Genomic DNA, 12178 nt, shown 5'->3' on the forward strand with positions numbered 1-12178 from the left:
CTTGTGCTGCAGGTACCGACTTGGATGTGGGTGAAGTATTAAAATACGCGTTCAAAAAGGTCGGTTTTCAGCACCGAGAAGGTTGCGTGAACTCGAAGAAGGAGCAGCGCAGTGTAGGCAAGACTACATGAGCAGCGGACTTCGAGAGTGAACGCAAGACTCGATGCCGAGTTACTTTCTGTATCACATCGTGATCAAAATCGACCTCTTATAATGAAACTTCTTTTTGTCCAGAGAGCTTAAGGAATACGAGCAGCGATACGACCGTAATAACGGTAAGGATCGTGGACAGTGCTGCGGCAACGCCATAGTTCCCGCGAATGACCTCGGTATAAATGGCAACCGTAACGGTCTTCGTCTTGCCTGTATATAAGATGATAGAGGTGCTTAATTCAGTAATGATGGTAATCCAGCTCAATATCGCACCGGACACGACGCCTGCCAGCATCATCGGCAGGGTAATCTTGAAGAATGTCTTCATCTGGGAAGCTCCCAGGCTGATGGCTGCTTCTTCAATCCCATCGTTAATCTGATGCAGAATGGCTGCACTCGATCGAATCGTATAAGGAAGACGCCGAATGACGAACGAGATGATCATGATGAGTGCGGTTCCGCTTATTGCCAGCGGCTTATTGTTGAACGTAATCAACAAGGCAATCCCTAGAATGGAGCCAGGCACGATATAAGGGAACATCGTGAAAATATCAAGTGTGTTCGTTAAAGCATTCTTTCTGCGAACAGTTACATAAGCGATCAGAATCGCGAGCAGGATAATGACGACCAGCGACACGATGGCTAGGAAGAACGTGTTCGTAATGACGCCGCCGATATTATTGAAGGCATCCCGATAGCTTTGCAGCGAGAATCCGTCAACAAAGATTCGGCCGTTCGATTTCAGGAAAGAAGTATAGATGACATATAGCTGCGGCAAAAGCGCGATTAACGTATACAGGTAAATGACTGCATGTGCTGCTATGTTGCCGATTCCTTTTTTCTTCTTGGCTTCAATTGGGTGCAGCGCGCTCATCGTGAAGGCTTTGCGATTGGCCACGAATTTTTGCAGCAAGAAGATCGCGGTTGCGAACAAGACGACAATGACGCTGATTGCGGCAGCAAAGCCGTCATCGCCGCCGACCTCACTGATGAATTCGTTAAAGATCAATACAGGGACTGTCTTGAACCCTTCACCAATCAGCATCGGTGTACCGAAATCGGCGAGTGCGCGCATGAATACGAGCAGACCGCCTGCGAGCAAGGTTGGCGTAATGAGCGGGAGCAGCACTTTGCGCATTTTGCCGAAGCCCTTATAGCCCATGCTTTCTGCAGCTTCCATCAGCGATTGGTCGACATTCTTAAGTGCTCCCGATACATACATGAAGATGAGAGGGACCATTTGCAAGGTTAACACTACTAAAATACCGGTAAATCCGTATATATCAGGCATCGTAATCCCAAATGTGTTGCTTACGAATTTGGTAATGACGCCGCTTCTGCCTAACAGCAAGATCCAGGAGTAAGCTCCAATGAACGGAGCCGACATCGACGAGAGCAGGATCAATATCCGAATGGTTGAATTCCCTTTAATCTTAACGGTAGTCATGATATAGGCAAGCGGTGTTGCAATGATAGCCGCAAGGGCGGTTACACAGATGGTTACTTTTATACTGTTGAATAGTGCATTGGTATAGTAAGGTTTACTGAAAAACTTCACGAAATAGGCGAGTGAAAAGTCACCTGTCGTGCCGTTGTAAAAGCTTTTGACCAGCATTGTAAATAAAGGCAGGGCCAGGAACAAAATATAGAAAGCAAAGATCAGGAACGAAATGTTAGTCCAGACGTCAAATCGTTTGCGCGTCCCCTTCATAGCTGATCGCCCCTTGTATAGTTCAATTCACCCGTGGCATCGTATACATTGATTTTATCCGTCTTCACTTTCAGATAAATGATTTGACCAGGTTCTAGTATTTGTGCAGTTTTCGATTCCTGCGTAATTTCCACGCGTTGACCGGATTCCAAATCGACAAAGTAATGCGTGTTCTGTCCCAAAAATACGCTGTGCACAATGGTTGCCTTCATGCCGGTTTGTTCCTCGGTGATGATGAATTCCTCAGGTCGAACCGAAATTTTGACGTTAACTTCAGCTTGCTTATTCGATGCCGGCAATTGAATGTTAGAAAGTTCTTCGGAATAGCTTGAATCGAAATGTACATTATAGCTGCTTCCTTGACGCGTTACGCTTCCTTCGATAATGTTCGTGCGGCCGATAAAGGTAGCAACGAATACATTCGCAGGCCGTTGGTAGATTTCTTGTGGCGTGCCCAGATGCTGAATGATGCCTGATTTCATAACCGCAATGCGATCGGATACGGCCATCGCTTCTTCCTGATCATGCGTTACGTAGACGGTTGTAATCCCGACTTCTCGTTGAATGTCTTTAATCGCGTTCCGCATGTCGACCCGCAGCTTGGCATCCAGATTGGATAGCGGTTCATCCATCAGCAGCACATCCGGCCGGATAACAATCGCTCTGGCTAGCGCAACGCGCTGCTGCTGGCCGCCGGACAGGTTCTTCGGCATGCGATCCTTGTATTGTTCGATTTGCACGACTTTTAAAATATCATCCACTTTGGAGCTAATCTCCGCTTTGGATAATTTCCGATTCTCCAGCCCGAATGCGATATTTCCTTTGACGGTGAGGTGAGGGAAGATGGCATAGCTCTGAAACACCATCCCGATATTCCGCTTACCCGGCTCGACCTGATTAATGACACGCTCGTTAAAGTTAATCGTTCCGCCTTCAATGCTGTTGAAGCCGGCAATCATGCGCAGCAGCGTTGTCTTGCCGCATCCCGAAGGACCAAGAAGGGTGAAAAATTCACCCTTCTTAATCTCCAGGGACAACTCAGGAATGACGGTGGTATCGCCATATTTTTTTACTAAGTCTTTTATCGTTATTGTCACGCTCATTGTTGTCACCTAACCTTTTAGAGGTAGTCAAAAAGTCCGTTTTTGATCACGAAGCACGGCAGAAGGTAACTCGCTGAAAACCGGACTTTTTGACACGCTATTATAAATTATTTGATGCTAGTGAACAGCGAGATGTATTGCTCGATGATTTCGGATTTGTGCTCACTTACATAGTCCGTATCTTCATTAATCATGTTGATGTCGGCATATGGCGTCATGTAGTCTCCAAGCTTCGTATCTATACGAAGCGGACGGTTCGTTAATTGCGTGCCGAACGCATCTTGCGCTTCTTGTGAAAGAATGAAGTCGATGAACTTCTTGGCATTGTCCATGTGCGGTGCGTCTTTGATAACAGCGGACGCTGCATCCAGGAATACTGCGCCTTCTTTCGGATACACGACTTCTACAGGTGCACCGTTTCTGACATACGTGTTAGAAGGGTCTTCGTAAGTTAAGCCAACAACATATTCACCGTCAGCGACACTCTTGTGAACCGCACCGGAACCGCTTGCAATTTTACCGTCCAGGTTCTGAATCAATTTGCTAACATAGTCCCAGCCTTTCGGATTCTCGTAGTCGCCGCCCATTGCTTTCAGCATATTGGTTAGCTGAGCGAAGGCGGAGCTTGAGCTTGCTGGGTCAGCAGAGGCAATTTTTCCTTTCAGCTTTGGATTCAGCAAATCTTCATAGCTTTCAATTTTGATATCGCCGATCAGGTTCTTGTTCACGAGGAGCACGCTTCCATCTGAAATATAAGGAGTAGCGAAGCCCGTCGTATTGCGATGACCTTCAATTAAATATTGGTCTTCAGGTGATACGTAAGGTTCGTACAGGTCGGCATGTTCACGGAAACCAGCCATGGAACCGCCGAACATTACGTCAGCGTAAGGATTTTGTTTTTCAGACTGTAAGCGCTTAAAAATTTCGCCCGTTCCAGCCGTTACAAGCTCAACCGTAATCCCCGTTTTCTTTTCGAACATTGGAATGATGGTTTTGATGATTTCTTCGCTATTCGGACTGTAGATGACGAGTTTATTTGATGAAGCTGAATCCGACTCACTATTTCCACAACCGCTTAGCGCCCCCACAACTAGCATGCAAGCTATCAGCAACATAGAAAACCTTTTCATTTTTTATTCCCCCTGAACTGAGTTCATTTTCGTTGCATGTTTATTGTAGCAGTGTTGGTACCGCTTACAGAATCCCACAATCCGAAAACATTGTCTAAAATTCGCAAGTTATTTTTGGGCGAAAAGGGGGCTTGTCATACCTTATGTGGGGGGCTTTTGTTGTATGCGGGGGTAATTTTTACTTGTGAAAAATTATATAAATTAGCTGAAATACTTAGCACTTGTGGTAATCGACTAGGGATGGAAACCGTACAAAAAACTATCATGAGTGGAGAGATTATTTATTGGGATCTTATATGAATCAAAAGTATTATTGTTTTTTTCTATCATTTGGTATAATTGACTCCCTAAATTAGGGGGGATTAGTGGAATGTTACGACTTAAAGAACGTTCATATAGCTGGGCATTAAAGCATATTGAAAAATATGGAGATACTGATATTTTCCCTCTACCATTTGAGTTTGAAGCTATTCGCACTTATTGGGACTCGGATATTAAGCCAGAGTTAAGTCAAATGAATGTTTTAGATTGGGACTTCGTGCGTATCGTAGATTACTTACACCCAAACATCGATATGGTTTCCGTATTTCCACCCAATTAGATCCAATAGATTCAATCATCTTTACTGCACTAATGTATGAGATTGGAACGGAACTTGAAGAATATAGGATTCCTAAAGATCAAAATATAGCATTTTCGCATAGATTTGACCCACATCAGGATGGTCGAATGTATGATACCGATTATAACTGGGAATCATTTCAAAACTATTGTGTAGACCAAGTTGATTCCGAGGAGTACGAATATGTTGTTGTTGCAGATATTGCAGACTTTTTTCCAAGAATATATTCACATCCACTAGAACAAGCATTAGGTGAGGCTACAACAAAAGCTAACCACGTAAAAGCATTGAAGAGATGTTTAAGTCAACCTAACGGCAGCGTTTCTTATGGGATACCTGTAGGGCAGGCGGCCTCCAGATTGCTCGCTGAGTTAGTGCTAGATGATGTTGACCGTGGATTAATGGGCGAAGGTTATAATCACTGCCGTTTTGTAGATGACTATAGAATATTTTGTAGGACAGAAAAGGAAGCTTTTGAGGCACTTGCTACACTAGCAAACCTTTTATTTGAGAATCATGGTTTGACATTACAACAACATAAAACTAGAGTAATGACACTGGAGAAATTCGAGAATTTATTGAGAAATGAAGATGACCAAGAAATAAGCATACTATATGAACAGTTTCATGAAATAATAGATAGAATAGGTATACATAATGTCTATGATGACTTTGATTTTGATGGTCTTGATGAAGAAACACAAGACGAGATTAGGCGTTTAAACCTTGAGGAAATATTAGAGGAACATCTAAATGATGTGGATAATATAGATATATCTTTAGTACGCTTCTTGCTTAAACGTTTGAGCCAAATAGGTAATCCAGATAGTGTTGACTGTCTCATAGAGAATATTGAAAAGTTATATCCTGTATTTAAAGAGGTAATGATGTACTTTCAAGCAATCGAAATCGAAACTGAGACGAAGCATAAAATAGGTTCAAAATTGATAGATATTTGCCAAGATTCTGTTGTTGGCCATCTGGAATACAATCGAATTTTAATGTTTAATATCTTTACCAATGATAACGAATGGAATAATGAAGATAAATTTTCTCGATTATATACAGAGTTTCCCGATCAATACTCTCAAAGGGAGTTAATCTTAGCAATGGGAAGAGCTGGACAAGACTACTGGTTCCGCCCAAGAAGACGTAATGTTTCTGATTTCACACCTTGGGTTAAGCGTGCGTTTTTAGCCGCTTCAAGCTGTTTGCCAGGCGATCAAGCTGCACATTGGTATAGGTCATTACCGCGGCTCGATTCTTTAGAGAGAGTTATAACGAAATGGGCATTGACACATCCTGTTGCAGATTGAAAAATTTCATAATAATTTTGAAATTTACAAGAAGCCTAGTTAAATCTAGGCTTTTTATCTTTCATATCGCAATATACCCTATATTCAAAAGCTACAATGCTTAAATGCTTTATGGGTGAACTCTTATCGTAAATGAAGTTAAATTGTTTATTAAATTCCTATTGTTGATTTCTAGCGAGTAGAGTGTGGAGTAGGAACAATCTTTATAAGAAGTTATAGCTTTGATAATACATATAAAATGACGTAAGCTTCTTTCAAGGAGATGTTGAAAATGAGTGGTGCAGTACATTTGTTGTTAAAATTTAAAAATCAAATAATAACTCTAAACGGTAAGCAGAGCGATACAGTAACAGAACACGAAATGGTATGCACTAGCCAAAATAGGCTTATTTGGGGTCAATCTTCTAAAAAGAGAATCAGTGGAGTTTCTAAATTGAATAGAAATAGATATAAGGATCAAATAAGTAGAGGAATTCAAACCTATGTATTTTTTGTAACTAAAGTAAGAGGGGAACAAGAAGTATTTATGGGTGAGATGTGTAATATTTATGGTGTCGGTGAGATTGAGAATGATAGTAGTTTAATCAAATATATTCCAAATTATTATTCTGGAAACGTTGGAACTGAGAATGATACTAATAATCTATTTGTGGAAGTTAAAACATTCATAAAATTAAATCCAAGCATTCTTAATTATATTATTATTGAAAGTTCAAAAACAAGATCTTGTATAACTGAACATAAAAGTAGTACTCCAGTATTTCAGGTGCTAATCTCAAATGATGTAGAAAATTATCTACTTGATTATACTAAAGAGCATACTTTTAAAAATAACTACCAGAATGACACTTTTGATAAAAATATAGACGAGGGTAAAGAATATCCTGAGGGTAGTGTGTCCTATAAAGTACATAGAAAATTAGAAAGGAATCCCGAAGTTATTAGGGATGCTAAGGCTTTGTTTAAAAAGAGGAATGGGAGTTTATTTTGTGAAACGTGTAAAATCGATTTCTCAGTAGTGTATGGGGAACGTGGACAAGACTTTATAGAAGGTCATCATAAAAAGCTAGTTTCAGAGATGAAAGATGGAGAAGCAACTAAGGTTGAGGATATAGCGATGCTTTGTTCAAATTGTCATAGAATGATACATAGAAAGCCGATGATTAGTGTAGAAGAGTTGGAAAAAATCATTGCTATTAATCGTCAAATTAAAGTTGTAGATTAATAGAAAGTGTCACATAAAAGAGAAGATTTATCTTGTGACACCTGAGGTCTTTGAATATTCATACTATTTTTTAAGGAATGAACTTCTGTACTCTATCGGACGACATAGCCTAGCGCACCGTGTACGCGGTGTTTGTTATACCAGTTCACGTAGTCGCGAAGCTCAATCGTAAGCTGCTGAAGGCTATAAAAGCTCATTTAATGGATGAATTCGGACTTCATAATCTGAAACCTAGCTTCAGCAACGGCAATTTCATAAGGGCAAAACGAAGCAATCTCCTACGTAAATAGTGTCTCATCAATCCGTTTATTCTAAAATTTACTGCCTCGGTCGTTATGGAATAGTTAAATTTTACGTAAATCTCTTGAATGGAAGCAAATCCACACTGACTTGATAGCGACCCTTAAGTTCAAGAGTCGCTATCAGTAATGTCTATGGGATTATGAGTTTTGAGTAATTCCATTGTCGCTGCCCACCGGACTCCATCCCGATCCGATGTCACTACTCAGTGGAGACCATCCTGTTCCGATGTTGCTCACTTGCCACCCTGACCCAATATTGTCACCCAATGGTGACCATCCCGTACCTATGTTATCCAGACTCGTTCCCAAAGACGAGCCGGTAGAACCGAACAAGAAAAGAGCCATGGACATCGTGATTAATGCTTTTTTCATCTGAATCCACCTCATTTAGTAGAATATTTGTAAACCGATTCTTGTGCTCTGGTGTAGCATGCAGTTCATATTCTTGAAAGGTAATGACAGCCGTTCCTACATACTGCATATTTTTGAGTGCGAGAGCCAATTCCAAGGATAGGGCATTATATTCAAACCCTAAATCATGATGAGCCGTTTTCAAATAATACTGTGCTAATGCTTGTGTGAGACGTAATTTATGTTTTAAGTGGAAAGGGTCTTTCCTGGATAATAAATCGTCGACGTTAGATTTGTATTTCTCCAGATACTGAGCAGCATCATGGAATGCATCATTGCTGACATAGCTCTCCAACGCAATAGGGAGTACCAGAAGTACTTGGTCACCCTTCAGGAGGCTCATAAGCTCCTCGATAGGTTCCGTTTGCTTCATCTCAATGTAGATGTAGAGTTCGTTGCATCTGGCTAGCCGAACGTAATGGTCACCGTACACGGCATACTGCTGAGTGATTTTTAATGCACCTTCAAAGTTTTTCATTCCCATTAATGCAACTGACTCATACAACCAGCCTTCTGCCACATAATCATCTTGCCCTTCTTCAAATGCAATATTTCGTAACTCTTTTGCATAGAGGAGGAGTTTTGACCAGTTCTCTACTACATTATAGAACGTCAGGATACGGTAATACGCATCGAGTCTTAACTTATCTGGCAGTATTGGCAAATATTCAATCAGTTGACACAATGCTTCGTTCCCTGCTCCGCTTGTATCCAAATCTCTCAATATGAGAAACCTTCTGTAGTATGAGAGGGCTATTTTTTCGCTTCGGCTGTATCCGTTGCGGACGATGATGTCATAGAAAGGGAGTGAGTAGTTGCGCTTGGTTGATTGGAAGATGCGTTCGGCTATTTTGAAGGTGGTGTCGATCATTTTGGAACGATTGGTTTCTTCGTAGAGGAGTTGTACAAGTTGTTTGACAAGGTCATATTTTTCAACTTCGATGCAGTGGAGGATAAAATCGCTTGTCTTGTCAGGCCGTAATCGTCCCATTTCATTGCAGCATTCCCCTATAAATTCTTCATAGAATGAATGCTTCGGTAATCCGAATGCTTGATTAATGGCATGGAGCTGAGGCAACATAAGCGACTGCTTATTGTTAAAAATATAGCTAATTGATGAACTGTCTATGCATGAAGCCTCTGCTAATTCCTTTTGCTTCCACCCCCTTAAGTTCAGTTCCTCTTGTAACCTTTGGCGGAGTTCCATCGGAGCTACATGAAGATTACTTGTCATTTTGTATCCTCCTCATACAGTAATTCATCATTAACACCCAAAATCCTTCCTTTATTTCTATATTATTGAAATATCCTTTTGCCTTTAAGTATACTTTAAGATGGTGTAAATACCGAATTGACATCTGGTTGAATTATGACACTATTTTTGTCGAAAGTTGGAGAAGGTATAATATATGTTTCTGACAGTTTAGCAATGGCTATTGAGACAGTACGGGGGATGACGAACTCGGGGTGATCTAAGCTATAGATCTGCATGAGTTTTAGCCTGTCCCCCTTTACATCTCCGCTCATTTCCAACATACTGAGAATAGAAGGAAGCATGTCTGTACAGGATAAAGAATGATGCCAGTTGGGCAGTGCACCGTAAGGCCGCGCTAGTTCCTTGTACAAGCGGTATGTGCTTACCTTTCTAGACAAGCTATTAAGGGAGAGTGATCCGATGTTAAGTGAGAAGCTGCTCGCGAAGTTGAACGATCAAATGAATTATGAATTTTATTCTTCCCAGGTGTACCTGGCTATGGCGGCTTATTGTTCGTCGGAGAGCTTTGATGGGTTTGCGAACTTTTTCATCGTGCAGGCGGAAGAAGAGAAGTTCCATGGAATGAAAATATTCCACTTCATTAATACATTGGGCAAACGTGCCGTTGTTACCGGCATGGAGCACCCTCAGAATGAATACAGCTCATTGCTGGACGCTTTTGAGCATTCCTATGCGCATGAGCAAACCGTGACGAAGCGTATTTATGAATTGTCCGATATTGCGTGGAATGAGCGCGAGCATGCGACAATTAACTTCCTCAAGTGGTTTATTGATGAGCAAGTGGAGGAGGAAGCCACCTTCGACAGCATCATCCAGAAGCTGCGCCGCATTGATAATGACAGCAACGCCTTCTATATGCTTGATTCCGAGCTGGCCAAACGCACCTTCACGCCACCGGCAGGCGAAGCCTAATTCATTCAGCAACCCAGAAGCTGTTTTCCCCTGAGCGTGCATGAGGGAAAGCAGCTTTTTTGGTGGCACGCAAACAGGCGTAGAACGTTGCCTCAGTCAGGTGTCGAATTGGTGGACGCAAATGATTACTGGCCGCTGCTTCAATCTTAGTACTAATCGCTATTGTTATCGCTGCAACGAACAAATAAGTTGGAAAGGGATGTGAGGATAAATGGAGATCAACATGAATGAGCAGAATGGTTCTAAAGTAGCCGTCATTTCAAGCGACAGCGTCATAATAAACAACGTCAACGACGCCCTGGATCTAATGGGCAATGTTCGATATAACGGCTGCGACAAAATCCTGGTCAGGAAAGAGCATCTTACAGAAGATTTTTTTGAACTCAAAACAAAACTTGCCGGTGACATTTTGCAGAAATATACGAACTATCACATCATCATTGCGATCGTTGGGGAATTTGAATCTTATGGCAGCAAAAGTCTGAATGACTTTATCTATGAATGCAACCACGGAACACGAGTGTTTTTTAAGAAGACGGAAGCTGAAGCTTTAGAAGCACTTCATAGCGTAGATGTATAACAGTAGTTTCAGTGCAATTCAGTCATGGTATCTCTAGAAAACACAGTAGAGCGGGTTTACAATAGTTGCTCCCAATCTATCTATGGAGCGATTATCGTTGGCCCGCTTCATTCACGACATTCCCATACATGACAGTTGACAGCACCATGTCAAAAACATCGGAGAAACGGTAACTATGGTGTGCCAGAAATTCAGTGGAGGTCAGCTCTTCAATAGAAGCAAATATGATGTAGGCCACAACCTGTTGATCAATCTCTTGGCGAAAGACCCCCTGCCGCCCTCCATCCTCCAATATTTTCACCAGGTGATGGATAATGACCTCTTTACGGAGGCGTGTAAACTTGTCATGCAGAACCGCTACGCTCTCTTTGATATCCTCCAGTGCAGACCTCTCTATGGCGCTTAATCGCTGCGTCATCAACGTCATAAAAGTACGAAGCTTCTGTAAGGGATCGAGCTCGCTTGCGCTTAATTCAGAAATATCATGTTTAATCTCTTGGAACATGTTTTCGATTACAATCTCAAGCAGGTCATATTTGGATGCATAATACCGGTACAATGTGGCTTTGCTCATGCCAATGCCTTTCACCAGATCATCGACAGAGACGGCTGAATAGCCATATTGGAAAAACAGAGATGTTGCATGCTTGAGGATTTTATCTTCTGTCTTTTTGCTCATAATGCAGTTCCTTCCTGATGATAGAGGGTAATTGGCCGTAACCGGCACTTCGATAGCTTCATTCTAAACAAGTGCCCAAATTAATGCAATTGGCAGTAAGACGACGTATGGGATGATAAGCTTTAGCGTAACGCTCCATGTGCCTGTCAGCCGTCTGAGGAACAGCGGTGCAAGAATCCAATACAACTGCGCGGTGTAGAGTCCCGGAAAGTATTTCCCGAAGTAGATGCTCCATGTTGTATGGGCGATTGCATTGCCTAAAGATCCGTATGCAATGAAGAAGAGTGCCGGAATGAGAAGGAAAGGCAGACGTTTAACAAAGGCTAGTATAGCGGTGACCGTAAACAAGGAATAGGAGATCATATTGAGCAGTAAAAAGAAAGGAACGGAGTAGGCCTCTCCCCCATAAATAGCAGGAAATTGACTGGAGAAGCCAGTAATAAATTCTTCGGAAAAATGAATAAACTGCCATGACAGTATTCCGAAGTAAAGCGGGAGAACGCTCAGCGGTTCGCTTAAAGCCCAGCCTCTTCGATATAAGGTTAGAAATATAGCAAATGCAAATAGAACCCCGATAACAAACGTCACAATCAATTCATAACCCGAGCTCAGATAGGTAAATAAACAAACCATAAACAAAGAAAGGAAGGAACCGATCATGCAATCTGTTTTTGTAATGTTGCCCATGTTACAACCTCCATTCCGTAATAACGAAACTAATAATACTTAAATAGTTTCATAGTATCATTATATCGTTG

The 12178-nt window shown here is 41.7% G+C and carries 13 protein-coding genes; 6 read left to right on the plus strand and 7 right to left on the minus strand.

Annotation, left to right across the window (positions count from 1 at the left end; all coding sequences use genetic code 11):
* Positions 1 to 208: 208 nt before the first annotated feature.
* The 3 genes from M3650_RS26475 to M3650_RS26485 form a co-directional block, all read right to left on the minus strand.
* Positions 209 to 1864 (minus strand): ABC transporter permease, encoded by a 1656-nt coding sequence (locus M3650_RS26475; protein WP_251579077.1) that lies wholly within the window; start codon positions 1862 to 1864, stop codon positions 209 to 211.
* Complete coding sequence (locus tag M3650_RS26480) at positions 1861 to 2967, minus strand: ABC transporter ATP-binding protein (protein ID WP_251579079.1); 1107 nt, start codon at positions 2965 to 2967, stop codon at positions 1861 to 1863. The genes M3650_RS26475 and M3650_RS26480 overlap by 4 nt, the downstream gene beginning before the upstream one ends.
* A gap of 107 nt (positions 2968 to 3074) precedes the next feature.
* Positions 3075 to 4097: an ABC transporter substrate-binding protein gene (locus M3650_RS26485; RefSeq protein ID WP_251579080.1), complete on the minus strand. Its 1023-nt coding sequence runs from the start codon at positions 4095 to 4097 to the stop codon at positions 3075 to 3077.
* 36 nt (positions 4098 to 4133) lie between these two features.
* On the opposite strand from M3650_RS26485, the gene M3650_RS26490 reads away from it, so the two are divergent.
* From M3650_RS26490 to M3650_RS26505, 4 genes are all read left to right on the plus strand, one after another.
* Positions 4134 to 4397 carry a hypothetical protein gene (locus tag M3650_RS26490; RefSeq protein ID WP_251579081.1) on the plus strand — a complete coding sequence of 88 codons (264 nt, stop codon included), beginning with the start codon at positions 4134 to 4136 and terminating at the stop codon, positions 4395 to 4397.
* Positions 4398 to 4467: 70 nt separating this feature from the next.
* On the plus strand, positions 4468 to 4698 hold the full coding sequence (locus M3650_RS26495; RefSeq protein ID WP_251579082.1) for a hypothetical protein: 231 nt from the start codon (positions 4468 to 4470) through the stop codon (positions 4696 to 4698).
* 32 nt (positions 4699 to 4730) lie between these two features.
* Positions 4731 to 6035, plus strand: coding sequence for an RNA-directed DNA polymerase (locus M3650_RS26500; RefSeq protein ID WP_251579083.1), 1305 nt, complete (start codon positions 4731 to 4733; stop codon positions 6033 to 6035).
* Between the two features lie 271 nt (positions 6036 to 6306).
* Positions 6307 to 7260 carry an HNH endonuclease gene (locus tag M3650_RS26505; protein WP_251579085.1) on the plus strand — a complete coding sequence of 318 codons (954 nt, stop codon included), beginning with the start codon at positions 6307 to 6309 and terminating at the stop codon, positions 7258 to 7260.
* A 92-nt stretch (positions 7261 to 7352) separates the two neighbouring features.
* Here M3650_RS26505 and M3650_RS26510 read toward each other — a convergent pair whose 3' ends face one another.
* Positions 7353 to 7457 (minus strand): IS3 family transposase, encoded by a 105-nt coding sequence (locus M3650_RS26510; protein WP_251579086.1) that lies wholly within the window; start codon positions 7455 to 7457, stop codon positions 7353 to 7355.
* Between the two features lie 394 nt (positions 7458 to 7851).
* Entirely contained in the window at positions 7852 to 9207 is a 1356-nt protein-coding gene (locus M3650_RS26515) for a helix-turn-helix domain-containing protein (RefSeq protein ID WP_251579087.1), read from the minus strand.
* 441 nt (positions 9208 to 9648) lie between these two features.
* On the opposite strand from M3650_RS26515, the gene M3650_RS26520 reads away from it, so the two are divergent.
* A complete protein-coding gene (locus tag M3650_RS26520; protein WP_251579088.1) occupies positions 9649 to 10161 on the plus strand; it encodes a ferritin in 513 nt (170 codons plus the stop codon).
* 211 nt (positions 10162 to 10372) lie between these two features.
* On the plus strand, positions 10373 to 10741 hold the full coding sequence (locus M3650_RS26525) for a DUF4180 domain-containing protein (protein ID WP_251579089.1): 369 nt from the start codon (positions 10373 to 10375) through the stop codon (positions 10739 to 10741).
* A gap of 91 nt (positions 10742 to 10832) precedes the next feature.
* On the opposite strand, the gene M3650_RS26530 is transcribed toward M3650_RS26525, so the two are convergent.
* Both M3650_RS26530 and M3650_RS26535 read right to left on the minus strand, forming a co-directional pair.
* On the minus strand, positions 10833 to 11420 hold the full coding sequence (locus M3650_RS26530) for a TetR/AcrR family transcriptional regulator (protein WP_251579090.1): 588 nt from the start codon (positions 11418 to 11420) through the stop codon (positions 10833 to 10835).
* 63 nt (positions 11421 to 11483) lie between these two features.
* Positions 11484 to 12107 (minus strand): HXXEE domain-containing protein, encoded by a 624-nt coding sequence (locus M3650_RS26535; protein ID WP_251579091.1) that lies wholly within the window; start codon positions 12105 to 12107, stop codon positions 11484 to 11486.
* Between the last annotated feature and the right edge of the window lie 71 nt (positions 12108 to 12178).

This window comes from Paenibacillus sp. MER TA 81-3, assembly GCF_023713585.1.
Taxonomy (GTDB): domain Bacteria; phylum Bacillota; class Bacilli; order Paenibacillales; family Paenibacillaceae; genus Paenibacillus_B; species Paenibacillus_B profundus.

What these genes read in the sequence shown, in the direction of transcription:
- M3650_RS26490 (WP_251579081.1), top strand. Translation starts at nt 4,134, where the DNA reads ATGTTTATTGTAGCAGTGTTGGTACCGCTTACAGAATCCCACAATCCG.
- M3650_RS26500 (WP_251579083.1), top strand. Translation starts at nt 4,731, where the DNA reads ATGTATGAGATTGGAACGGAACTTGAAGAATATAGGATTCCTAAAGAT.
- M3650_RS26485 (WP_251579080.1), bottom strand. Translation starts at nt 4,097, where the DNA reads ATGAAAAGGTTTTCTATGTTGCTGATAGCTTGCATGCTAGTTGTGGGG.
- M3650_RS26505 (WP_251579085.1), top strand. Translation starts at nt 6,307, where the DNA reads ATGAGTGGTGCAGTACATTTGTTGTTAAAATTTAAAAATCAAATAATA.
- M3650_RS26510 (WP_251579086.1), bottom strand. Translation starts at nt 7,457, where the DNA reads ATGAGCTTTTATAGCCTTCAGCAGCTTACGATTGAGCTTCGCGACTAC.
- M3650_RS26495 (WP_251579082.1), top strand. Translation starts at nt 4,468, where the DNA reads ATGTTACGACTTAAAGAACGTTCATATAGCTGGGCATTAAAGCATATT.
- M3650_RS26535 (WP_251579091.1), bottom strand. Translation starts at nt 12,107, where the DNA reads ATGGGCAACATTACAAAAACAGATTGCATGATCGGTTCCTTCCTTTCT.
- M3650_RS26525 (WP_251579089.1), top strand. Translation starts at nt 10,373, where the DNA reads ATGGAGATCAACATGAATGAGCAGAATGGTTCTAAAGTAGCCGTCATT.
- M3650_RS26530 (WP_251579090.1), bottom strand. Translation starts at nt 11,420, where the DNA reads ATGAGCAAAAAGACAGAAGATAAAATCCTCAAGCATGCAACATCTCTG.
- M3650_RS26480 (WP_251579079.1), bottom strand. Translation starts at nt 2,967, where the DNA reads ATGAGCGTGACAATAACGATAAAAGACTTAGTAAAAAAATATGGCGAT.
- M3650_RS26520 (WP_251579088.1), top strand. Translation starts at nt 9,649, where the DNA reads ATGTTAAGTGAGAAGCTGCTCGCGAAGTTGAACGATCAAATGAATTAT.
- M3650_RS26475 (WP_251579077.1), bottom strand. Translation starts at nt 1,864, where the DNA reads ATGAAGGGGACGCGCAAACGATTTGACGTCTGGACTAACATTTCGTTC.
- M3650_RS26515 (WP_251579087.1), bottom strand. Translation starts at nt 9,207, where the DNA reads ATGACAAGTAATCTTCATGTAGCTCCGATGGAACTCCGCCAAAGGTTA.